This window comes from Caenimonas terrae (assembly GCF_042655405.1).
Lineage (GTDB): Bacteria > Pseudomonadota > Gammaproteobacteria > Burkholderiales > Burkholderiaceae_C > Ramlibacter > Ramlibacter terrae_A.
In genome coordinates this window covers 741904-764367 of record NZ_JBHSMF010000002.1, presented here as the reverse complement: position 1 = coordinate 764367, position 22464 = coordinate 741904, and the positions used below count along the sequence as shown (strand labels likewise).

General features: G+C 67.9%; 22 protein-coding genes. 10 read left to right on the top strand and 12 right to left on the bottom strand.

The features are described 5' to 3' along the window. Nucleotides 1-85 precede the first annotated feature (85 nt). From ACFPOE_RS03775 to ACFPOE_RS03755, 5 genes are all read left to right on the top strand, one after another. A complete protein-coding gene (locus ACFPOE_RS03775; RefSeq protein ID WP_376848655.1) occupies nucleotides 86-574 on the top strand; it encodes a rubrerythrin family protein in 489 nt (162 codons plus the stop codon). A gap of 43 nt (nucleotides 575-617) precedes the next feature. Then, nucleotides 618-782: a rubredoxin gene (locus ACFPOE_RS03770; RefSeq protein WP_376848654.1), complete on the top strand. Its 165-nt coding sequence runs from the start codon at nucleotides 618-620 to the stop codon at nucleotides 780-782. Nucleotides 783-956: 174 nt separating this feature from the next. Beyond that, nucleotides 957-3290, top strand: a complete 2334-nt coding sequence (locus tag ACFPOE_RS03765; protein WP_376848653.1) for an NADP-dependent malic enzyme — start codon at nucleotides 957-959, stop codon at nucleotides 3288-3290. A gap of 215 nt (nucleotides 3291-3505) precedes the next feature. Continuing rightward, a complete protein-coding gene (locus ACFPOE_RS03760; RefSeq protein WP_376848652.1) occupies nucleotides 3506-3922 on the top strand; it encodes a guanyl-specific ribonuclease in 417 nt (138 codons plus the stop codon). Nucleotides 3923-3960: 38 nt separating this feature from the next. After that, nucleotides 3961-4389: a barstar family protein gene (locus ACFPOE_RS03755; RefSeq protein ID WP_376848799.1), complete on the top strand. Its 429-nt coding sequence runs from the start codon at nucleotides 3961-3963 to the stop codon at nucleotides 4387-4389. 299 nt (nucleotides 4390-4688) lie between these two features. On the opposite strand, the gene rsmA is transcribed toward ACFPOE_RS03755, so the two are convergent. Genes rsmA through ACFPOE_RS03740 form a run of 3 tightly spaced genes read right to left on the bottom strand, consistent with a single transcriptional unit; the run spans nucleotide 4689 to nucleotide 9237 of the window. Next, nucleotides 4689-5459 carry a 16S rRNA (adenine(1518)-N(6)/adenine(1519)-N(6))-dimethyltransferase RsmA gene (rsmA, locus tag ACFPOE_RS03750; protein WP_376848651.1) on the bottom strand — a complete coding sequence of 257 codons (771 nt, stop codon included), beginning with the start codon at nucleotides 5457-5459 and terminating at the stop codon, nucleotides 4689-4691. Further along, the gene (locus ACFPOE_RS03745) at nucleotides 5456-6835 is read right to left on the bottom strand and encodes a peptidylprolyl isomerase (protein ID WP_376848650.1); all 1380 of its coding nucleotides are present in this window, start codon (nucleotides 6833-6835) and stop codon (nucleotides 5456-5458) included. Before ACFPOE_RS03745 ends, rsmA begins: the two co-directional genes overlap by 4 nt. 14 nt (nucleotides 6836-6849) lie before the next feature. Next, nucleotides 6850-9237 (bottom strand): LPS-assembly protein LptD, encoded by a 2388-nt coding sequence (locus ACFPOE_RS03740; protein WP_376848649.1) that lies wholly within the window; start codon nucleotides 9235-9237, stop codon nucleotides 6850-6852. A gap of 61 nt (nucleotides 9238-9298) precedes the next feature. Here ACFPOE_RS03740 and ACFPOE_RS03735 point away from each other — a divergent pair, with 61 nt between their 5' ends. From ACFPOE_RS03735 to ACFPOE_RS03725, 3 genes are read left to right on the top strand one after another with little or no spacing between them, the layout of a single operon-like run. Continuing rightward, nucleotides 9299-10396 carry an aminoglycoside phosphotransferase family protein gene (locus tag ACFPOE_RS03735; RefSeq protein ID WP_376848648.1) on the top strand — a complete coding sequence of 366 codons (1098 nt, stop codon included), beginning with the start codon at nucleotides 9299-9301 and terminating at the stop codon, nucleotides 10394-10396. A gap of 38 nt (nucleotides 10397-10434) precedes the next feature. Further along, on the top strand, nucleotides 10435-11157 hold the full coding sequence (locus ACFPOE_RS03730) for a 16S rRNA (uracil(1498)-N(3))-methyltransferase (RefSeq protein ID WP_376848647.1): 723 nt from the start codon (nucleotides 10435-10437) through the stop codon (nucleotides 11155-11157). Next, on the top strand, nucleotides 11154-12323 hold the full coding sequence (locus ACFPOE_RS03725) for an MFS transporter (RefSeq protein WP_376848646.1): 1170 nt from the start codon (nucleotides 11154-11156) through the stop codon (nucleotides 12321-12323). Before ACFPOE_RS03730 ends, ACFPOE_RS03725 begins: the two co-directional genes overlap by 4 nt. On the opposite strand, the gene ACFPOE_RS03720 is transcribed toward ACFPOE_RS03725, so the two are convergent. Both ACFPOE_RS03720 and ACFPOE_RS03715 read right to left on the bottom strand, forming a co-directional pair. Beyond that, nucleotides 12265-13146 (bottom strand): alpha/beta hydrolase, encoded by an 882-nt coding sequence (locus ACFPOE_RS03720; protein ID WP_376848645.1) that lies wholly within the window; start codon nucleotides 13144-13146, stop codon nucleotides 12265-12267. The genes ACFPOE_RS03725 and ACFPOE_RS03720 overlap by 59 nt on opposite strands. A gap of 142 nt (nucleotides 13147-13288) precedes the next feature. Then, complete coding sequence (locus ACFPOE_RS03715; RefSeq protein WP_376848644.1) at nucleotides 13289-14761, bottom strand: M20 family metallopeptidase; 1473 nt, start codon at nucleotides 14759-14761, stop codon at nucleotides 13289-13291. 116 nt (nucleotides 14762-14877) lie between these two features. Between ACFPOE_RS03715 and ACFPOE_RS03710 the strand changes: the two genes are divergently transcribed. Together ACFPOE_RS03710 and ACFPOE_RS03705 are read left to right on the top strand one after the other, a co-directional pair. Next, nucleotides 14878-15636: a DUF72 domain-containing protein gene (locus ACFPOE_RS03710; protein WP_376848643.1), complete on the top strand. Its 759-nt coding sequence runs from the start codon at nucleotides 14878-14880 to the stop codon at nucleotides 15634-15636. A 120-nt stretch (nucleotides 15637-15756) separates the two neighbouring features. Continuing rightward, nucleotides 15757-15948, top strand: a complete 192-nt coding sequence (locus tag ACFPOE_RS03705) for a DUF3606 domain-containing protein (protein ID WP_376848642.1) — start codon at nucleotides 15757-15759, stop codon at nucleotides 15946-15948. Between the two features lie 6 nt (nucleotides 15949-15954). On the opposite strand, the gene ACFPOE_RS03700 is transcribed toward ACFPOE_RS03705, so the two are convergent. From ACFPOE_RS03700 to metX, 7 genes are all read right to left on the bottom strand, one after another. After that, a complete protein-coding gene (locus ACFPOE_RS03700) occupies nucleotides 15955-16332 on the bottom strand; it encodes a DOPA 4,5-dioxygenase family protein (protein WP_376848641.1) in 378 nt (125 codons plus the stop codon). Beyond that, complete coding sequence (gene otnI / locus ACFPOE_RS03695; RefSeq protein ID WP_376848640.1) at nucleotides 16308-17132, bottom strand: 2-oxo-tetronate isomerase; 825 nt, start codon at nucleotides 17130-17132, stop codon at nucleotides 16308-16310. Before otnI ends, ACFPOE_RS03700 begins: the two co-directional genes overlap by 25 nt. A gap of 12 nt (nucleotides 17133-17144) precedes the next feature. Then, entirely contained in the window at nucleotides 17145-18155 is a 1011-nt protein-coding gene (denD, locus tag ACFPOE_RS03690; protein WP_376848639.1) for a D-erythronate dehydrogenase, read from the bottom strand. Nucleotides 18156-18226: 71 nt separating this feature from the next. Then, on the bottom strand, nucleotides 18227-18748 hold the full coding sequence (locus ACFPOE_RS03685) for a chromate resistance protein ChrB domain-containing protein (RefSeq protein ID WP_376848638.1): 522 nt from the start codon (nucleotides 18746-18748) through the stop codon (nucleotides 18227-18229). Between the two features lie 99 nt (nucleotides 18749-18847). Further along, nucleotides 18848-20590, bottom strand: coding sequence for an IlvD/Edd family dehydratase (locus tag ACFPOE_RS03680; RefSeq protein ID WP_376848637.1), 1743 nt, complete (start codon nucleotides 20588-20590; stop codon nucleotides 18848-18850). Between the two features lie 39 nt (nucleotides 20591-20629). Further along, nucleotides 20630-21214, bottom strand: coding sequence for a methionine biosynthesis protein MetW (metW, locus tag ACFPOE_RS03675; RefSeq protein ID WP_376848636.1), 585 nt, complete (start codon nucleotides 21212-21214; stop codon nucleotides 20630-20632). Continuing rightward, nucleotides 21211-22314, bottom strand: coding sequence for a homoserine O-succinyltransferase MetX (gene metX / locus ACFPOE_RS03670; RefSeq protein WP_376848635.1), 1104 nt, complete (start codon nucleotides 22312-22314; stop codon nucleotides 21211-21213). The genes metW and metX overlap by 4 nt, the downstream gene beginning before the upstream one ends. Nucleotides 22315-22464 lie beyond the last annotated feature (150 nt).

The following is a 22464-nucleotide window of genomic DNA, read 5'->3' as shown; positions in this document are numbered from 1 at the left end:
AGCAATTGGCATTTGATATAGCCAATGCCTACCATCTCAAATGTGCCGATCGATTCCCTCAATCGGCTTTGACCAAGGAGATCCCATGGCTGCCCTGCAACGCCCCGACATCAAGACCTTCGCCAACCTGGAAGCCGCCTTCGCCGGCGAGTCCATGGCGCACATCAAGTACCGCTACTTCGCCAGGCTGGCGCGCGAGGCCGGCGACGAGGAAACCGCGCGCACCTTCGAGGAGACCGCCAACCAGGAAGTGGCGCACGCATTCGGCCACCTCGACCTGCTGTATCCGAAGGCCGACATGACGCCGGCGAAGGCGCTGCAGATCGCCATCGACGGCGAGACCTACGAGTACAGCGAGATGTACCCCGGCTTTCGCAACACCGCCGAGGCCGAAGGCAACGCCGCCGCCGCGGCGGAAATGAACCAGCAGATCGAGGAGTCGAAGGTCCATGCCGCGCAGTTCCGCGCCACGCTGGAAAAAGCGCAGAAGCGCTTCGCCGCCCTGGCCAGGGTGGAAGAGCGGCACGCCGCCAACTACCAGGCGCAGCTCGACAAGCTGCGCGTTGCCGCCTGAGCCACCCGCCACCAGTCACCAGTCACCAGTCACTACCCGAATCATGAAAACCTATCTGTGCATCGTTTGCGGCTTCATCTACGACGAGGCCGCCGGCCGGCCCGAGGACGGCCTGGCGCCCGGCACCCGCTGGGCCGACATTCCCGACAGCTGGGCCTGCCCGGACTGCGGCGTGGCCAAGTCCGATTTCGAGGTCGTCGAGATCTGACGTGGGCGGCCTGCATGCGGCGCTGCGTCCCTGCCCGACGCCATGTGCGCGTCGGTTGCGCAGCAGCGGATCAGGCTGTTTTCGGCACGGCTGTCGTGACCGGTGCGGGCCGGAGCCGGGACTACAATCCCCCTCCCTCAGAAGCCAAACAGCGTCGCTGCGATGGCTTAAGCTGTGCTCCAGGAGACGACAACCATGCCAGACAACCAGCAGGCGACCGACATCGAGAAGCGCGCCGAACTGCGCCGCGCCGCCCTCGAATACCACGAGTTTCCGATCCCCGGCAAGATTGCGATCGCCGCCACCAAGCAGCTGATCAACCAGCACGACCTGTCGCTGGCCTACACGCCCGGCGTCGCGGCGCCTTGCGAGGAAATCGTCAAGGACCCGAACAACGCATTCAAGTACACAGCGCGCGGCAACCTGGTGGCAGTCATCACCAACGGCACTGCGGTGCTGGGGCTGGGCGACATCGGCCCGCTGGCATCCAAGCCGGTGATGGAAGGCAAGGCGGTCCTGTTCAAGAAGTTCGCCGGCATCGACGTGTTCGACATCGAGGTCAACGAGAAGAACGACCTGGACAAGCTGGTGGACATCATCGCCTCGCTGGAGCCGACCTTCGGCGGCATCAACCTGGAAGACATCAAGGCACCGGACTGCTTCTACGTTGAGCGCAAGCTGCGCGAGCGCATGAAGATCCCGGTCTTCCACGACGACCAGCACGGCACGGCGATCACGGTGGCCGCGGCCATCATCAACGGCCTGAAGGTCGCGGGCAAGGACATCAAGAGCGTCAAGCTGGTGACATCCGGCGCCGGCGCAGCGGCGCTGGCCTGCCTCTCGCTGCTGGTGAAGCTGGGGCTGCCGCGCGAGAACATCTACGCCACCGACCTGGCAGGCGTGGTGTACGAAGGCCGCAAGGAGCTGATGGACGAGGACAAGATCCAGTTCGCGCAGAAGACCTCGGCCCGCACGCTGGGCGAGATCATCGAGGGCGCGGACATCTTCCTGGGCCTGTCGGCCGGCGGCGTGCTCAAGCCGGAGATGGTCCGCAAGATGGGGCCCAAGCCGATCATCATGGCCCTGGCCAATCCCAATCCCGAGATCACGCCGGACGACGCCAAGTCGGTGCGCGACGACGTGATCATGGCCACCGGCCGCACCGACTACCCGAACCAGGTCAACAACGTCCTGTGCTTCCCCTACATCTTCCGCGGGGCGCTCGATTCCGGCGCGACCACGATCACGGCGGAGATGGAGATCGCCGCCGTGTACGCGATCGCCGAACTGGCGCAGGCCGAGCAGAGCGAGGTGGTGGCCGCCGCGTACGCGGGCCAGCAGCTGGCCTTCGGACCGGAATACCTCATTCCCAAGCCCTTCGACCCGCGGTTGATGATGAAGATCGCGCCCGCCGTGGCGCAGGCGGCCGCCGACAGCGGCGTCGCGCTGCGCCCGGTCAAGGACATGGACGCCTACCGCGAGAAGCTGCAGAGCTTCGTGTATGCCTCGGGCACCACGATGAAGCCGATCTTCCAGATGGCGCGCCAGGCGCTCAAGAAGCGCGTGGCTTTCTGCGAAGGCGAGGAAGAGCGGGTGCTGCGGGCCGCCCAGATCGTGGTGGACGAGGGGATTGCCCGCCCGACGTTCATCGGCCGGCCGGCCATCATCGCCCAGCGGATCGAGAAGTTCGGCCTGCGGCTCAAGGAAGGCGCGGACTACGACATCGTCAACGTCGAACACGACCACCGTTACCGCGACTTCTGGCAGACCTACCACCGGATGACCGAGCGCAAGGGCGTGACGGTCCAGATGGCGAAGATCGAGATGCGGCGCCGGCTGTCGCTGATCGGCTCGATGCTGCTGTACAAGGGCGAGGTGGACGGGATGATCGTGGGCACCTGGGGCCACACCTCCACCCACCTGCCGTACATCGACCAGGTGATCGGGCGGCGCGAAGGCGTCTGCACGTATGCCTGCATGAACGGGCTGCTGTTGCCCAACCGGCAGGTGTTCCTGGTGGACACCCACATCAATTACGACCCGACGGCGATCCAGCTGACCGAGATCACGATCATGGCGGCCGAGGAGATGATGCGCTTCGGCATCAAGCCCAAGGCCGCCTTGCTGAGCCATTCGAACTTCGGCAGCAGCAACCAGCCCAGCGCCGTCAAGATGCGCGAAACGCTGGCCATGCTGCGCGACCGTGCGCCCTGGCTGGAAGTGGACGGCGAGATGCACGGCGACGTGGCCCTGGACGGCGCCACGCGGGACGCGATCATGCCGCACAGCACCCTGTCCGGCGACGCCAACCTGCTGGTCTGCCCGAACATCGATGCGGCCAACATCTCCTACAACCTGCTGAAAACCGCGGCCGGCGGCAACATCGCCATCGGCCCGGTGCTGCTGGGCGCCGCCAAGCCGGTCCACATCCTCACGGCGAGCACGACCGTCCGCCGGATCGTCAACATGACAGCCCTGACCGTGGCGGACGCCAACGCCGCTCGCTAAGGCCATTCCCGACAGCAGGCGCTCACTCGCCTGCTGTCCGCCGGGCCATCAAAGGCCCCTGCGGCTGCCCAATTTTTGTGCATCCGCTTGCGTTTTCGTGGCAGATACGTCACACTAGCGCCTTGAAATTTCCGGGTTTACCCGAGGACCGTGATGGGTCCCGGGCGTCTGGAAATGGCGTCTCCCCCGAAGGTCACCCCCAAGAAGGTCCGTTCATGTCGCGCGCCGCGGCTATCAAGTTTGCACTTACTAGCTTCTTGTTGGCAGCGTCGTTGGCTGGTCCCACGTCGGTCCAGGCCAGGCAGCCCTCGTGGGAACGATCGGTCGGAAGCAAGTTGGCAGTCATCTCGACTGCCGAGCTGCCGCCGGCAGGCCGGGTGACTTACGAATTGATCCGCGCTGGCGGGCCTTTCCCCTTCGACAAGGATGGCGTGGTGTTCGGCAACCGGGAGCGACAGCTGCCGACCGATAGGCGCGGTTTTTACCGCGAGTACACCGTGCCGACGCCAGGATCGCGCGACCGGGGAGCCCGGCGCATCGTGTGCGGAGGGCCGGTCCGGGCGCCGCATGCCTGTTATTACACCGCCGACCACTACGCCAGTTTTCGCATGATCGTGGAGAACCCCCAATGAGTCGGGACCTGTTTTTGACTATGGAAAGAGACGCGGAGATGGATACACCACTTCGTCAGGAAGCCGGCGAGGCGCCCCTGAAGGGCGTCCGCAGCAACATCGTGCAGTCGATCCGCGCCTTCCGGGTGCAGGACCTGCAGGACGCTGCCATTTCGCTCGGGCAGCACTTCCTGTATGCGAACCTCGCCCCGGCGCAGAGCAAGCAGGACGTGCTCGACCTGATCGCCCAGCAGTTCACGTTCCCGTCGCACTTCGGCAAGAACTTCGACGCGCTGTACGACTGCATGACGGACCCGCTGCACAAATCGGGTCCCCAGCCCGGCTTCATCGTGGTGCTCGAGCAGATCCCGGCCAACGGCAAGTTCGACAAGGAGGCGCGCGAGCAGCTGCTGGATATCTTCCGCGATACGGCAGATTACTGGGCAGACCGGAAGATACCGTTCCGCTGTTTCTATTCTTTTCTGTAGCCCGTTCTGCACACACCAGCCAAGCAGAACGGGCGAACGAGGCTCAAGGGACCGAAGCGGCGGACGCTGTCGCACCGGTCACCGACAACGGCGAGAAAATGCCCACCGACCTGCTGGTCGACATTTCTCCCCTGGCGCTGCGAATGAGCAGCCCCTTCAACGCGGGATATTGGCTCGCGGCGGCCTGACTCTCCGCATCTTGAAAACGGCCCGTCCTTCGCGACGGGCTTTTTCTTGGCTGCGCACGATCGCCGCGCCGGCCAGGCTGGCCGCAGCCCCGCTAATCGAGGCCCTGGTCTTCAGGGCTGTGGCGAAACGGCGCGGGCGATGGCGAGGTATTCCGTCACCGGCACCTCCTCGGCGCGCCGCTGGACGTCGAACTCGCCGGCGAAGCCCTTCTGCTCCAGCCATTTGCCCAGCGTGTTGCGCAGGATCTTGCGGCGCTGGCTGAACGCCACCTGGACCAGCTCCGACAGCAGCTTCTCATCCACCGCGGCCGGCGCCGGCCGCGGCACCATGCGCACCACGGCACTGTCCACGCGCGGCGGCGGGTCGAAGGATTCGGGCGGCACGAACAGCACGTTCTCCATCTCGTAGCGCCACTGCAGCATCACGGACAGGCGGCCATAGTCGCTGGTGCAGGGCTGCGCCACCATGCGGTCGATCACTTCCTTCTGCAGCATGAAGTGCTGGTCCTGCACGCTGCCGACGAAGCCCAGCAGGTGGAACAGGATCGGCGTGGAGATGTTGTACGGCAGGTTGCCGACGACGCGGATCCGGGGCTGTCCCATCGAGGCCGCCAGCGCGGCAAAGTCCACCTTGAGCACGTCGGATTCGATGACCTCGAGCTGGCCGTGGCTGCGCAGGCGCGCCGCCAGGTCCCGGTCCAGTTCGATCACGGTGAGGCGGCCGAGCCGCTCCACCAGCGGCTGGGTCAGCGCCGCCAGCCCCGGCCCGATCTCCACCATCGCCTCGCCCGGCCGCGGATCGATGGCGCGCACGATCGCATCGACGATGCCAGCGTCGGCCAGGAAGTGCTGGCCGAAGCGCTTGCGCGGGATGTGCTTCATTGCGGCGGGTCGCGGTACTCCACGTAAGCCCGGCCGCGCACGTCCTGGGCCCAGCTGGCGTAGGCTTCGTCGAGCTTCTTCTCGCGCAGCAGGTTGCGGGCCAGGTCGCGCTGTTCGCGCTGGCTGAGCGCGGTTTCGCGCCGCTCCAGCAGCTGGATCAGGTGGACGCCGAAGCGCGACACCAGCGGCTCGGAGATCTGGCCGGGCGACAGGGCGTTGACCGTGTCCTCGAATTCCGGCACGAACAGGCCGGGATTGGCCCATCCCAGGTCGCCGCCCTTGGCGGCGCTGGCGTCCTGCGAATTTTCCTTGGCAAGCTGCGCGAAGTCGGCCTGGCCGGCCTCGATCCGCTTCTTGAACTCGGCCAACTTGGCCTTGGCCGCGGCTTCGCTCAACTGGGCGCTGGGCCGCAACAGGATGTGGCGCGCGTGGTTCTGGATCACGTGGGCGCCGGGCAGGCCGCCATGGCGCTTTTCGATCACCTTGATGATGTGGAAACCGGCGCCCGATCGCACCACCTTGCTCACCCCGCCTTCGCGCAGCGACTGGGTCGCCTCGACGAACAGCGGCGGATAGCGGTCCGCCGTGCGCAGGCCGACGACACCGCCGGTGGCCGCGGCGCCGGGGGCTTCGGAAAACTCGCGCACCAGCTTGCTGAAGTCCTCGCCGGCGGCGGCGCGCTCCTGCACGCGCTGCGCCTTGGTCTGCAGCGCGGACACCTGCTGGACGCTGGCGCCCTCCGGAATGGCGATCAGGATGTGGGCCAGGTTGAGTTCCACCGCCGACGTGTCGGTCAACCCCTGCTGCTCGCGGATGAACTGGTCCAGCTCCAGGTCCGAGACCTTGACGCGGCTTTCCAGTTCGCGATCGCGCAGGCGCGTCAGCAGCAGCTGGTTGCGCAGCTCCTCGCGGAACTGCGACGGCTCCATGCCGTCCGCGGCGATCCGGCGCCTGAATTCGGCCACGTCGACCTGGTTCTGGCGCGCCACGTTCTGCTCGGCCTGGTCCAGCATCGCGTCGTCGATCTTCAGCCCGGTCTCCTTGGCCAGCTGCAGCTGGGCCTTCTCGCTGATCAGGCGTTCCAGCACCTGGCGGGCCAGCTCCGGCCGCGCCGGCAGGGCCACGCCCTGCTGCGTGAGCTGCTGCTCGAAGCGGACCATCCGCGAGCGCACCTCGTTGTTGGTGATCGGTTCGGAGTTGACCACGGCGACGATGTAGTCGGCCGCACGCGGCCCGGTGTCCCCGGGGCGGGGGACGGGCCGGTTGGCGCCCAGCTGGGGCGACACCCGCAGGCCCTGGGCCTGCGCTGCGGGAAGCAGGGCCACGGCCTGCGCCGTGAAGGCCAAGCCCAAGACGAAGGCGCGTAGTTTGATCATGCTGTGCTTGGAATTCAATCGTAGTTGCTGAAGCGGCTGGGCGTGGTGACCTTCTCGCGCAGGTACTGATAGCGGGGAATGTTGTCCTTGAGCGACTGCAGCGCGCTCGAGCCCAGGCGGGTGAAGCCGACGAACTCGAGCTGGAACAGGATCCGCTTGTTGGAGGAGGTCGTGCTGCTTTGCAGCCGCTCGACCACCACCCGTCCCAGCCAGCAGCCGGCATCGTACTCCAGCCCGACCACGGCATCGACCAGCTTCTTGTCCATCAGGCTGTAGTTGAGCCGGCCGACGCTGTACCACCGGCCTTCGCCTTCGCCCATGCCGGGCCCGAGGTTCTGGCCCTTGTCGCCCCACAGGTCGTTGATCGGCCACTGCCAGCCGACGTCGAGCTGTTCGCTCGAATCGCGCTGCAGCCGGTAGGCGGCGCTCACCACCCGGTAGTTGCCGGGGCTGTAGCGCGCGCCGATGGTGGAGCGGATCGACCGGCCGGTCTTGGGGTTGTATTGCACGGTCGCATCGGTGCTCCACTGCGGCGCCCAGTTGATCGTCGCGCCGAACAGCACGTCCGACAGGCGCTCGCTGACCGGCGCGCCGCCCGGCAAGGTGACCAGCTGGTCCTTGAAGCGCAGCCGCTGGGCGACGCCGAAGCGCGCCGCCTCGGCGCCGGTGTCCGGGTCCAGCAGCCGGGTGGTGGCGCCCAGCGTCAGCAGGTTGTTGTCCGAGATGCGGTCGTTGCCGCCGAACGCATTCTCGGTGTAGATGGTCGCGAAATTGAAATCGGTGGCCGCCGAATCGTAGTTGGGCAGCTGGTTCTGGTCGCGAAACGGCGTGTGCACGTAGAAGGCGCGCGGCTCCAGCGTCTGGCGGAACGCGCGACCGAAGAAGCTCGCGTCCCGTTCGAACACCAGCCCGCCGTCCAGGCTCAGCGTCGGCACCACACGGCTGGCGGTGGTGGCGCCTGTGACCAGCGGCGCATCGAACTGGTAGCTGGTGGCGTGAAGCTGCAGTTTCGGCGTGAAGAACCAGCCCGGCGCCTGCCACGGCCGCGTGATCTGCGCCAGCGTGTAGGCGCGCTTGGCGTTGGGCTGGAGCGTGAGCGTGCGGTCCGAATGGAACTGCGTGTAGTCCCCCTCCACCGAGGCGTCCAGCCCGCCGGGCAGGCTGGTGCGCGAGTAACGCGCGACGATCTGCGGCAGGCGATCGTACGGCGGCACGATCGGCGAGCTCACGTCCTGCAGGGTCTGCCAGGTCAGCGAGCGCGCCAGCAGGGAGAAGTTGCCGCGCGCCCATGTCAGGGAGCCGTCACTTGCCAGCAGGCGCTGGGTCAGCGAGCTGCCGGAACGCGCGAAGTCGCGCCAGTAATTGTCGTCGCTGACATGGTTGAGGTTCAGGTTCAGGCCCACCGACCCGAGGCCGGCCAAGCCGGTGGTGATCGTGCCGGAGTGGATCAGCGAATAGCCCCAGCGATCGCGATCCCGCAGCGTGTCGGTCGGCATGTAATTCGCCCGCAGCGTGCCCTGGTAGTCGCGCTCCAGGTAGCGGAATTCGCCGCCCAGGTCGACGCCGCGCTTGGTCATCAGGGCGGGGAAGAACGTCGCATCGCGGTTCGGCGCGATGTCCCAGTAATAGGGGACCGTGAGCTCGACGCCGTTGAGGTTGTCCAGCCCGAAGGTGGGCGGCAGCAGGCCGGACTTGCGCTTGTCGCTCAGCGGAAAACTCAGCTCGGGCACGGGCAGGATCGGCACCTGGAAGAAGCTCAGCACCGCGCCGCTGGCGTGCCCCACCTCCTCTTCGTTGTCAATCCGGATGCTGGCCGCGCGGATGATCCAGTCGGGCAGCCAGCTCGGACCGGGCCGGCGCTGGCAGGTGGTGTAAGTCGCGTTCTTGATAACGGCGCGCTGGTCGTCCAGGAAGTCGACGCGCTCGGCCTCGCCGTAGGCATTGTTCTGCAGGAAACGGTAGCGTGGCGCCAGGAAGAAGCCCTCGAAGGCATCGATCTTGAGCTCCAGCGTCGGCCCGTCGAAGGTGTTGCCGGCCCGGTTGATGTGGACATTGCCGCTCGCCTTGGCCAGGTCGTCGGGCTGGTGATACTCGAGCCGGTCGGCGCGGATGATGGTGTCACCCCGGCGCAGCTGAGCGTCTCCCTCGATCACCGTTTCCAGGTCGGTGCGGCCGGAGGCCCGCTCCCCCGACAGGAAGGTGGGCAGGCCGGGCCGCACCGTGGCCGGAATGTCCTCGCGCAGGCGCGGGCTGGCCTTGAGCACCGGCTGCCCGACGTCCAGCGGGGGCGCAGCCGGATCGACGGCCTGCGCATGCACCGGGGCTTGGACCAGGGCGCACGCCACCAGAGCCACCGGGGTCAGGGCAAAGCAATGGCGAAACGCCTTCGTCGGGTGGTGCATTCGTGGACTGGGTGGGTTCCGGCCGCGAGCTGCCGGACTGGATTTGTAGAATGGATTATCCATGAGCAATCCACCGTCTCCGACCGCCGCACCTGCCTGCACCCCCCCTTGCGTCGAGTGGACCGACCCGGTCCGCGAAGCAGCCTTCCGCGGCTGGCTGGACCGCGTGGGCCCCGCCCATCGCCTGCGCCCCTTGAGCCTGCGGCCGGCCTCCGCCGACGCCAGCTTCCGGCGCTACCTGCGCATCGACGACGACCAGGGCAGCCGGATCATCATGGATGCGCCCCCCGAGCAGGAGAACTGCGAACCCTTCGTCAAGGTGGCGGCGCTGATGGCAGAGGCGGGCCTGCATGTGCCGCAGGTGCTGGAGTGGGACCAGGCCAACGGCTTCATGCTGCTGCAGGACCTGGGCACCCAAACCATGATCGACGTGGTGGACCGCGAGGTGGCCGGCGCCAACAAGGACCTGTACCTGCGCGCCGTCGACGCCCTGGTCGCCTGGCAAGCCGCTTCCCGGCCCGGCGTGCTGCCGGCCTATGACAAGCCCCTGCTGGCGCGCGAACTCGATCTGTTTCCGCAGTGGTACCTGGCCCGGCACAAGGGCATCACGCTCGAAGGCCGGGTCGGCGAGACGCTGGACGCCATGTTTTCGCTCATCATCGAGCGCAACCTGGCGTCGCCGTCGGTCTTCGTGCACCGCGACTTCATGCCGCGCAACCTCATGATGCCCGCCGATCCGGCCGAGCCGCGGCTGGGCGTGCTCGATTTCCAGGACGCGGTCTACGGCCCGATCACCTACGACATCGCCAGCCTGATGCGCGACGCCTTCCTCAGCTGGGACGAGGAGTTCGTGCTGGACATCACGGTGCGCTACTGGCAGCGGGCGCAGAAGGCCGGCCTGCCGGTGGACAGCGACTTCGGCGAGTTCTACAAGGCGGTCGAATGGATGGGGCTGCAGCGGCACCTCAAGGTGGCCGGCATCTTTGCCAGGCTGACGCTGCGCGACGGCAAGCCCCGTTACCTGGCCGACACGCCCCGCTTCCTCGGCTACATCCGCGCCACCGCCAACCGCTACCGCGAGCTGGCGCCCCTGTTGCGGCTGGTCGACGAAGTCGAGGGCACGCAGCAGGCCGCGGCCTTCATGTTCGGCCGGGCCTGACGCGGCCGCCCGAGTTCCGCCTCTTCGTCCTCGTCTTCATGCCACGGATCCATTGCCCGATGCCGCTGGCCAGCGGCGACACGCTGGCGCTGCCGCCGCCGGCGGCCCGCCACGTGCAGGTGCTGCGGATGCAGCCCGGGGACAGCCTGACGCTGTTCAACGGCGAAGGCGGCGAGTTCGAGGCGCAGGTCGAACGCATGGGCCGCAGCGACGTGAGCGTGATCGTCGGCGCCCACCATGCGGTCGAACGGGAAGCGCCGCGGGCGATCCATCTGGTGGTGGGGATGCCGGCCAACGAGCGGATGGACTGGCTGGTGGAAAAGGCTGCGGAACTCGGTGCCGCGAGCATCCAGCCGGTGCTGGCGCAGCGCAGCGTGCTCAGGTTGCAAGGGGAACGCGCCGAAAAGAAGCAGGCGCACTGGCAGGCGATCGCCATCGCCGCCTGCGAGCAAAGCGGCCGCAACCGGGTTCCCCAGGTGCACGCGGTGGCCGCGCTCGCGGCATGGCTGGGGGCGCTGGCGCCAACGCCGGGCGAATCGCGGCTGCTGCTGTCGTTGTCGGCGCAGGCCCGGCCGGTCCGCGTCGCCGCAGGGGACCAAGGCCCGGTCTGGCTGCTGTCCGGACCGGAAGGCGGGCTGGCACCGCAGGAGGAGGCGCTTGCCACCGGCGCCGGCTTCCAATACGCGACGCTCGGACCGCGGGTGCTGCGCTCGGAAACCGCTCCGCTGGCCGCGCTGGTGGCTCTTACACTTCAGGAATGAATCGCAACCTCTGGCTGCTGGCGGTCTGCCAGGGGCTGTTCCTCACCAACAACGTCACCTTCATCGCCATCAACGGCCTGGTCGGACTGTCGCTGGCGCCCCTGGGCTGGATGGCGACGCTGCCGGTGATGGGCTATGTGGTCGGCGGCGCGCTCTCGACCGGCCTGGTGGCGCGGACCCAGCGCCTGGTCGGGCGCAAGCGCTCGTTCCAGCTCGGGCTGGCGGTGGCGCTGCTGTCGGCACTCCTGTGCACCTACGCCGCCGCGAGCCGCAACTTCTGGCTGCTGTGCTTCGCCACCGTGGTGGCCGGCTACTACAACGCCAACGCCGGCCTGTACCGGTTCGCCGCGGCCGAACTGGCGGCGCCGGCAGCACGCGAGAAAGCCGTGTCGCTGGTGATGGCCGGCGGTCTGCTGGGCGCGGTGCTGGGGCCCAACCTGGCGGCGCGCACGCGCGACCTGTTCGACGTTCCATTCGCCGGGGCCTACATCTCGCTGGCGGCGGTGGCGCTGCTGGCCATGCTGCTGCTGTCGTTCATCGAGTTCGCGCCGCCCCCGCCCAAGGGCGGCAGCACCGGCGGCCGCCCGCTCTCGGCGATCATGGCGCAGCCGGTGTTCATCGTGTCGGCCGCCGCCGGCGCGCTCAGCTATGGCGTGATGAACCTATTGATGGCGGCGACGCCGATCGCCATGCAGCAGTGCCGGCTGCCCTTCAGCGACGCCGCGCTGGTGCTCGAATGGCACGTGATCGGCATGTTTGCCCCGGGCTTCTTCACCGGCCACCTGATCAGGCGTTTCGGCGCGCTGCCGATCATGGGCATCGGCGTGGCGCTCAACCTCGCCTGCGTCCTGATCGCGCTGTCCGGCGTGGAACTGCAGCAGTTCCTGCTGGCGCTGTTCATGCTGGGCGTGGGATGGAACTTCCTCTTCACCGGCAGCACGACGCTGTCGCTGGCGGCCTATGGTCCGCAGGAGCGCGACCGGGCGCAGGGCGCCTTGAATTTCTTCGTGTTCGCGACGCTCGCGATCAGCTCCTTGTCGTCCGGCGTGCTGGTCACCACGCAGGGCTGGACGCTGCTCAATTACGGCTCGCTGCTGCCGCTCGGCCTCACGGCCGGCGCGTTGGTCTGGCTGGGTCTGCGAAACGCTCGTCCAGCCACCGCTTGAGCACCTGGTAGACCGGCTCCGGGTCGGCCTCGTTGAACAGCTCGTGGTAGAGCCCTTCGAAGCCCTTGGTGCGCACCACGCCCGGCGGCGCCGCAGCGGCGAAGGCGCGGCTGCCGGCCGGGTTGACGACGCGGTCGTCGCCGGCGAACAGCAGCAGGGTGGGAACGGTCCAGGTCCGGGCGCTCGCCACCGTGGCGGCCGACGCGTCGGCGATGAAGCGTCCCATCCGGCCGGACACCCTGTCGTGCACCCGGGGATCGCGCCGGTAGGCAGCCACCACCTCCGGGTCGTGCGACAGGAAAGTGGGATCGATGCCGTTGCCCACGGCGAGGTTCGGCGCGATGCGCGGCAGCGTCGCCAGCAGCAGCTTCTGCAGCGGGCTCAGGCCTGGATCCAGCGCAGGTGAGGACATGACCAGCCCCTGGACCGGGCGCAGGTTCAGCGAAACGAAGCGGCCCGCCACCAGCCCGCCCAGGCTGTGTCCCAGCAGGATCAGCGGCGTGCCGGCCGGCAAGCGCAGGCGGGTGCTGTCGATGATGTCGCCCAGGTCGTCCAGCAGCCGCATCGGCGTGGGCAAGCGTCCGCGGCCGCCGCCCGATTCGCCATGCCCGTACTGGTCGTACCCGCGCACGGCAAAGCCCCAGCTGTTGAGGCGATTGGCCAGTGCGTCATGGCGTCCCGCGTGCTCCCCCAGCCCGTGCACCACGATCACCATGCCGCGCAGCGCCACGTCGTCCGGCAGCGCCCAGTCCTGCAAGGCAATGTTGTCGCCGTCGCTGGCGGTGTAAGTGGACAGCGTGGAGTCCGTGACGGGGCTTGTCATGGCTGGAATGATTGTCCTGCGCCGGCGCTGCCGCAATCCGCAGCGGACCGGCGGCAAGCGCGGCGGGACCAGCGCAACCGAAGCTGCGGGTGGTGCGCGCGATCGTGAATTAGTTGCGGCAGGCCGGGCACGCAGCCAGGCGTCATGGCAGCTGCGCGATCACTTCGGCCACGGCCGCGGTGAGCTTTTTCGCGTAGGGAACGTGCAGGAACTCGTTGGGGCCATGCGCATTGCTCTTCGGGCCCAGCACGCCGCAGACCATCATCTGGGCCTTCGGGAATCCCTGGCTCAGCATGTTCATCAGCGGAATCGTGCCGCCCTGTCCGATGTAGCCGCAGGAGGTGCCGAAGTGCGCCTGCGACGCGCGGTTGAGCGCCTGCTCGAACCAGGGCGCCGTGTCCGGCGCGTTCCATCCGGTGGCGCCGCCATTGCTCTCGAAAGTGACCTTGGCCTGGTAAGGCGCGTTGTCTTCCAGCAGCCGCTTGAGTTCCTGCACCGCCTGCCCGGCATCGATCAACGGCGGCAGCCGCAACGACAGCTTGAACGCGGTATAGGGACGCAGCACGTTGCCGGCGTCCTTGAGCGCCGGGAAGCCCTCGGCGCCGGTGACAGACAGCGTCGGCGTCCAGGTGCGGTTGATCAGAGCCTGCACCGGCTCGGTGGTGGTGGGCAGCGCGAACATCGTGGAGCCGCCGCAGTCGTAGTGCGCCCAGGGGAAGCGCTTGTACACCTCGTCGCCCAGGATGGCGGCCGTGGCCTTGGCCTGCGCCAGCCGCTCGGCCGGCATTTCGCAGTGGAAGCTTTGCGGCAGCAGGCGGCCGGTCTTGCTGTCCTCCAGCCGGTCCAGCACCTGCCGCATGATGCGAAAGCTGGAAGGCACCAGGCCGGAGGCGTCGCCCGAGTGCACGCCTTCGGTCAGGATCTCCACCTTCAGCGTGCCGCTGGCCATGCCGCGCAGCGACGTCGTCAGCCACAGCTGGTCGTAGTTGCCGGCGCCGGAATCCAGGCAGATCACCAGCGAGACGTCGCCCAGCCGCGTGCGCAGCGCGTCGATGTAAGGCAGCAGGTCGTATGAACCCGATTCCTCGCAGGTCTCGATCAAACCGACGATGCGCGGATGCGGCGCGTTCTGCGCCTTCAATGCCTGCACCGCGGCAATGCTGGCGTAGACGGCATAGCCGTCGTCCGCGCCGCCCCGGCCGTACAGCTTGCCGTCCTCGTACTTCGGCGTCCAGGGACCGAGGTCGCTGCGCCAGCCGGTGAATTCCGGCTGCTTGTCCAGGTGGCCGTACATCAGCACCGTCTGGGCCGACATCGGCTTGGTGGCGGCGATCTCGAAGAACAGCACCGGCGTGCGGCCCGGCAGGCGGACGATTTCCAGCGTGAGCCCCTCGACCTTCTGCGCTTCCACCCAGGCGGCTGCATTGCGCAGCACGGTCTCGATGTAGCCATGCTCGGCCCAGTCCTTGTCGAAGCCGGGCGACTTGGCCGGAATCTGGATGTAGTCGGTGATCTGGCGGACGATGTCGCGGTCCCACTGCTGGCTGGCATGGGCCAGCGCGGCGGTAGCGTCGAGCATGCCGGCCGGCATTTCGTGTTGGATCGGTTTGTTCATGTGCTTTGTTCCGGAACGGGTCGAACCCATCACTTTACGCCTGCCGCGCGGGCCGCGCCGGCCGGGCTACCATGTCCGCCGGCGGCCGGTGGGATCGCGCCGCGAAAGGAAACGACATGCAAGAAGATCAGCGCATTCGCGTCGGCGTCGGCGGCTGGACCTACGAGCCCTGGCGCAACAACTTCTATCCGCAGGGCCTGTCGCAGAGCAAGGAACTGCAATACGCCAGCAGCAAGCTGACGGCGATCGAGGTCAACGGCACCTACTACAGCACCTTCAAGCCGCCGACCTTCGCCAAATGGCGCGACGAAACGCCCGACGGCTTCATGTTCTCCCTGAAGGCCAACCGCTTCGCCACCACCCGCAAGCTGCTGGCAACGGCCGGCGAGTCGATCGAACGCTTCGTCGGCAGCGGCATCTCGGAACTGGGCGACAAGCTCGGCCCGATCGTCTGGCAGTTCATGCCGACCAAGCAGTTCGACCCTGCGGATTTCGAAGCCTTCCTCGCCCTGCTGCCGCGCGCGGTCGACGGCCGCAGGCTGCGCCACGTGCTCGACGTGCGCCACCAGAGCTTCGATACACCGGAATTCCTGGCCTTGGCTGGCAGATACGGCTGCGTCGTGGTCCACACCGATTCGGAAAAGTTCCCCGCCATCGCCGATGCGAAGGCGCCGTTTGCGTACATCCGCCTGATGCGCAGCGAGGCGGCGCTTCCCACCGGCTATCCGCCGGAAACGCTCGACCAATGGGCCGCGGGTGCGCGCGCCTGGGCCGGCGACTCGCAGCGCGATGCCTTCATCTATTTCATCAATGGCGCCAAGGAACGCGCGCCGGCAGCGGCAATGGCCCTGATCGAGCGGCTCGGCCCGACGTGAGCCCTGGGCTTTCACCGGTAGGAGCGGGCTTACACCTTGTTTCGGTCTCAACGGGCAACAAGGTTTACACGGCGGGTGCCAAATCTCGCCAAGGCAGTCGAACAAAAGGGAGATGACGCCATGGCATACGTATTCGAGAGCGTGCCTGCGCAACGCAGTCGCATCGACATGAGCAATCCGTCGGAAGTGATGTACTGGGCCAAGCAATTCGGTTGCAGCCAGGAGCAGCTGCGACAGGCGGTGGCCCAGGTCGGGGACTCGTCCGCCATGGTGGAACAGCTGCTCGACGGCAAGGACTTGCTGGCGCTCTGACGGCGCTCAGAGATCGTAGGTCACGGGAGTCTCGTCGAGCATCGACAGGTCCAGCGGACGCACCGCCCCCATCCACATCGCGCGATCCCGGTGGTCCACCAGGTCGTTGCCGGTGAGCGGGTGGACGAACACCACCAGCCCGTCGCGATTGAGCATCAGCCAGGGCACGACCTGCGCGAACAATTCCGCCCGGAAGGCCAGCTGGCAACTCCAGTCCGGATGCGGGCCGACCGGACGCTCGTGCACCCGGCCCATCTTGAGCGGAAACGCCGCGGCGGCGCGCTCGCACAGGGCGCGCGCACGCCCGGCACTGCCGGCGTCGAAATAGACATGGGCGTGATAGCCCTGGATCGCCGGCGTCATGCCCTGGCCTGCCGCTTCCATGCCTTCATCCAGCCCAGCCCCGCCGACGTGCCGCCCGGCGCGCTGCCGCGCGCGGGCCGGTATTCGCAGCCGACCCAGCCCTGCCAGCCGCACTGCGCCGACACCTCGTCGATCACGCCGAACAGATAGGGATAGTGCAGTTCGCCCAGGTCCGGTTCGTGGCGCTGCGGCACGCCGGCGATCTGGAAGTGGCCGACGTGCCCGGTCGGCAGGTAATGGCGGATCTTGCTCGCCACGTCGCCATCGACCACCTGGCAGTGGTACAGGTCGAACTGCACCTTGACGTTGCTGGCGCCGATCTCTTCCACCAGCCGGTGCGCATCGTCCTGCCGGTTGAGGAAGAAGCCGGGAATGTCGCGCGTGTTGATCGGCTCCAGCAGCAGGTCCACGCCCTGTTTGGCGGCGACCGCGGCGGCCTTGCGCAGGTTGTCGACGTAGGTGGCACGCACCGATTCCCGCGTGCTGCCGGCCGGCACCAGTCCGGCCATCGCGTGGATGCGTGGGCACTCCAGCGCCTGCGCGTAGGCCAGCGCCTGCTCGACCGCGCTGGCGAATTGGGCCTCGCGCCCCGGGATGCAGGCCAGGCCGCGCTCGCCGCCTTCCCAGTTGCCAGGCGCGGTGTTGAACAGCACCTGCTGCAGGCCGTTGGCCTTCAGGCGCGCCGCGATCTCGCGCGGCTCCCAGGCATAGGGGAACAGGTATTCGACGCCTTCGAAGCCATCCTTCGCGGCGGCCTCGAAGCGGTCCAGGAAGTCCAGCTCCGGATAGAGCATCGACAGGTTGGCGGCGAACCGTGGCATGGCCTTTTTCCTTCAGCGCACGGGCAGCTTGACGGCGCCCGGGTTCTCCCGGATGTAGTCCCGCACCACGCTCTCGAAGTCCTTGTCCGGCAGCAGCCCGAGCTTGCTGGCACGCACGGAGGCGACGTTGCCCGGCCAGGTGTTGACCAGCTTCAGGATCGCAGGGTCCGGCGTCCAGTCCAGCAAGGCGGTGGCGGCCTTGCCGCCGACCCGCTCGAGCGCGTCCGCCATGTCGCCCACAGTGGTGCGCAGGGAGGGCAGGTTCATGCCGGTGAGCGGTCCCCATTGTTCCTGCGTGGCCTCGGCCGCGCGGATGATGCCCTCGACCGTCCTCGCGGGAGATGCCAGCGCCACCAGGGTCTCGCGCGGCACCGGGCAGGCGCCCTTGAGCCCTGCGAGCGGTTCGCGGATCATCCCGCTGAGGAAGCCCGAGGCGGCGCCGTTGGGCTGGCCCGGCCGCACGCTCACCGTCATCAGGCGCACGCTGCGCCCGCGGATGAAGCCCTTGCGGGTGTAGTCCGCGACCAGTTGCTCGCTGATGTACTTCTGGATGCCATAGCTGCTTTGCGGCGTCGGCAGCGTGTCGTCCTCGATCAGCTCCGGCAGCGCTGTGCCGGGCGCGTTGCCGAACACCGCCAGCGAACTGGCGAACACGAAGGTCGGCTTGCTGCCCAGGGCGCGGCTGGCTTCGAGCAAGGCCCGCGTGGTGTCCAGGTTGCTGCGCATGCCGAGGTCGAAATCGGCCTCGCATTCGCCGCTCACGGCGGCTGCCAGGTGGAACACCAGGTCGGTGCCGGCTGCCGGCAGCTTGCGGCCCTGCGCCAGCTCCAGCAAGTCGCCCTGGACGAGCGCCACGCGCGGGTCGGCCGCCAGGTCGGGAGGCGCAGGCACCCGATCGGTCAGGGTCAGCCGCTCGATCCGCCGCGCCGGTTCGCCGGCCAGCGACAGAGCGCCTTGTTTCAGGAGGGTGCGCGCCAGCCGCGCGCCAAGGAAGCCGCAGCCGCCGGTGATCAGGATATTCATGGGCCTTCGTCTTTCAGCAAGAGAAACAAGCGCAAAGGATAACGCCGGTCGCCGCCCTCCGGCCTCAGGCCTCAGGCCGGGCCCGCCGGCCGCGGCGAGGCAGGGTTCCAGCCGTGGCTGTCGCCCTGCGACCATTTGCACCAGGCGTAAAGGGCGTCATACATCGGAAGCGCGGCAGCGAGCATCGCGTGGTCGTCGTCATGCAGCCGCGACAGGCCCAGCGACAGTGCCAACAGGCCGGCCGACTGGGGCGCCAGCTCCAGGCGCGCGGTATCGGCGCCGCGGACGATGGTTGCCAGCGTGGCAAGGCCCGGATCGTGCAGCCCGAACGCCTGCTTCAACGCATCGAAGCTGCACAGCTCGCCTTCGTGCGTGATCGGCGCGCCAGGAATGTCGTAGGCGACGGCGTCCAGCCGGGCGGCTTCGGCCATGACCTTGTCGGTCGGGACGTAGATGAATTGCGCCTGCGGGTCGATGAAGCGCAGCACCAGCCAGGGACAGGCGATGCGGTCGATCTTGGGCCGCTCCCGGGTGATCCAGCGCGACGGGCGGCGGAACTGCTCGAGGGAAAAGGAATGGGAATGGGAATGCATTGCGGTGTCCATGGATCGCTCCAGCTGCGTTGCCAGCGCTTGGACGGGACACCGTCTTGGGATGCCGGGAGGCTGGAATCCCGACGCCGCAATCCTACATCAGCCGCGCTTTTCCGGCACGCTTTCGCCGGTGGGCAGGCCGCGCAGGAAGTCGAAATCGCAGCCCTGGTCGGCCTGCGTCACAGCCGTCAGGAACAGCTTGCGGTAGCCCCGCGTCGCCGGGTCGGTCGCCCCGGCCGGCGCGGCGGCCGCGCGGGCCGCGAGTTCCTGCGGACTGACCAGCAGGGACAGGGTTCGGGAGGCGACGCTCAGCCGGATCCGGTCGCCGCTGCGCACCAGCCCGAGCGGGCCGCCCTTGGCCGTCTCCGGCGTCACGTGCACGACGATCGTGCCGCCGGCGGTGCCGCTGATCCGCCCGTCCGAGATCCGCACCATGTCCTTGACGCCCAGCCGCCCGAGCTTCTTGGGGATCGGGATGTAGCCGGCCTCGGGCATGCCGGGCGCGCCGACCGGGCCGATGCCCTTGAGCACCAGGATGTCGTCGGCCGCCACGTCCAGCGCTTCGTCGTCGATGCGTTGAGCCAGGTCCTGCATGTTCTCGAACACCACGGCGCGCCCTTCGTGCTCCATCAGCGCCGCGGTGGCGGCGGACTGCTTGATGATGGCGCCGCCCGGAGCGATGTTGCCGCGCAGCACGGCGATGCCGCCCTCGCGGTAGATCGGCCTGGCCATCGGCCGGACCACGTCCTGCGCGAAACCCTGGCCGGCAGCGTCGATCTCCTCGCCCAGCGTGCGCCCGGTGACGGTCAGAGCGTCCAGGTGCAGCAGCGGCCGCAGCTCGCGCAGCACCGTGACCAGGCCGCCTGCATGGTGGAAATCCTCCATGTAGTAGCGACCCGAGGGCTTGAGGTCGACCAGCACCGGCGTGTCGCGGCTCATCGCGTCGAGCCGCTCCAGGTCGATGGCGATGCCCAGCCGGCCGGCGATCGCCGTGAGGTGGATGATGGCGTTGGTCGATCCGCCGATCGCCAGCAGCACGCGCAGCGCGTTCTCGATCGACCTGCCGGTGAGGATGCGGTCCGGCGTCAGGCGCTGCTCGATCATCTTCATGGCCTGGGCGCCGCTGCGCTCGGCGATGCGGATCCGGTCGGCGGTGACGGCAGGCGGCGAAGCGGCGCCGGGCAGCGACATGCCGAGCGCTTCGGCGATGCAGGCCATCGTGCTGGCGGTGCCCATCACCGAGCAGGTGCCGACGCTGGCCACCAGCTGGTTGTTCACTGCGGCGATCTCCTGCGCGTCGATCTGGTCGCCCCGAAAGCTGGCCCAGAAGCGCCGGCAGTCGGTGCAGGCGCCGACCCGCTCGCCCTTGTTGGAGCCGGTCAGCATCGAGCCGGTCACCAGCTGGATCGCCGGGACGTTGGCCGAGATCGCCCCCATCAGCTCCGCCGGCACCGTCTTGTCGCAGCCGCCGATCAGCACCACCGCGTCCATCGGCTGGGCGAGCACCATCTCCTCGACGTCCATCGCCATCAGGTTGCGCAGGTACATGCTGGTCGGGTAGGCGAAGCTCTCGTGGATCGAGATGGTCGGAAAGTCGATCGGGATGCCGCCGGCCAGCATCACGCCGCGCTTGACCGCCTCGATCAGCTGCGGCGCATTGCCATGGCAGGGGTTGAAGCCGCTGCCGGTGTTGACGATGCCCACCACCTTGCGCTGCAGCGCGTCGTCGGTGTAGCCCGCGCCCTTGATGAAGGCCTTGCGCAGGAACAGCGAGAACTCGATGTCGCCGTAGTTGGTCAGGCCCTTATTCAGGCCGCCGCGTTCGTCGGTGGGATTCGTCATGCCCGCAATGGTAGTGCCGCGGGCGCGGTGCGTTCGCGCCTAGCCGCGCTCGAACTTGAACACCGCCGTGCCGGCCCTGGCGTTGGGCAGCAGGCGGACTTCGCGCCCCTCCTGCAGGCCGAAGGCGTCCAGGATGGTCAGCCGGTTCTTGGTGGCGAGCACCTCGAAGTCCTTGAAGGTGCCGACCCGGATGTTCGGCGTGTCATACCACTGGTAGGGCAGGCGCTTGGTCACCGGCATGCGGCCGCGGGCGATCGAGAGCCGGTTGGGCCAGTGCGCGAAATTGGGGAAGGCGACGATGCCGACCCGGCCCACGCGCGCCGTTTCCACCAGCATGGTTTCGGCATTGCGCAGATGCTGCAGCGTGTCGATCTGCAGCACCACGTCGAACGAGCTGTCGTCGAACATCGCCAGCCCCTCGTCGAGGTTCAGCTGGATCACGTTGACTCCGCGCTTGACGCAGGCCAGCACGTTGGCGTCGGCGATCTCGATGCCGTAGCCGTGGCAGCCGCGCTCGCGCTGCAGGTAATCGAGCAGGGCGCCGTCGCCGCAGCCCAGGTCCAGAACACGGGAGCCGTGCGGCACCAGGCGGGCGATCGATTCCATGGTCAGGCGGTCGCTCATCGCACAGCCTCCGCGGCGATCCGCTCGAAGTAGGAGCGCACGGTGCCGAGATAGCGCGGGTCTTCCAGCAGGAAGGCGTCGTGGCCGTGCGGCGCGTCGATCTCCGCGTAGCTGACGTCGCGGCGGTTGTCCAGCAGCGCCTTGACCAGTTCGCGGCTGCGGCGCGGCGCGAACCGCCAGTCGGTGGTGAAGCTCACCAGCAGGAAGCGGGCGCTGGCCCGGGCGAGGGCCCTGGCCAGGCTGCCGTCGTAGTCGAGCGCGGGGTCGAAGTAATCCAGCGCGCGGGTGATCAGCAGATAGGTGTTGGCGTCGAAATACTCGCTGAACTTGTCGCCCTGGTAGCGCAGGTAGCTCTCGATCTGGAACTCGATCTCCTGCGTGCTGTACTTCGGCGCGATGCCGTCCCGCAGCTGCCGGCCGAACTTCTCGTTCATCACGTCGTCGGACAGGTAGGTGATGTGGCCGATCATGCGGGCGATGCGCAGGCCGCGCTTGGGCACCACGCCGTGCTCGTAGAAGTGGCCGCCGTGGAAGTCCGGGTCGGTGACGATGGCGCGGCGCGCCACTTCGTTGAAGGCGATGTTTTCGGCCGTGAGGTTCGGCGCGCTGGCGATCACCACCCCGTGGCGGACCCGCTGCGGATACTGCAGCGTCCACGACAGCGCCTGCATGCCGCCCAGGCTGCCGCCCATCACGGCGGCGAGCGTCCCGATGCCGAGTCCGTCCAGCAGGCGGGCCTGGGCGTCGACCCAGTCCTCCACCGTCATCACCGGGAAGTCGGCGCCGTAGACCTTGCCTGTGTCCGGGTTCACGTGCATCGGCCCTGTCGAGCCGAAGCAGGACCCCAGGTTGTTGACGCCGATCACGAAGAAGCGGTCGGTGTCCACCGGCTTTCCGGGCCCGATCATCGTGTCCCACCAGCCCTGGGAATCGGGCTTGCCGGCGTAGACGCCGGCCACATGGTGCGAGGCGTTCAGCGCATGGCAGACCAGGACGGCATTGCTCCTGTCTGCATTGAGCGTGCCGTAGGTTTCGTAGGCCAGCGCGTAGTCGCGGATCGACGCACCGCTGCGCAGTGCGAGCGGGCGGCTGAACGACATGGACTGGGGCGAAACGATCATGGCAAAACAAAACCCGGCATCGCTAAGGAAACGAGGCCGGGTTCGGGCTGTCGGTCTTTAGCTGAATTTATTGAGCGCCCGCAAGCTGGAGCAAATCGGCGCTGCGGAAAGTATAAGCCAGCGTTTGCG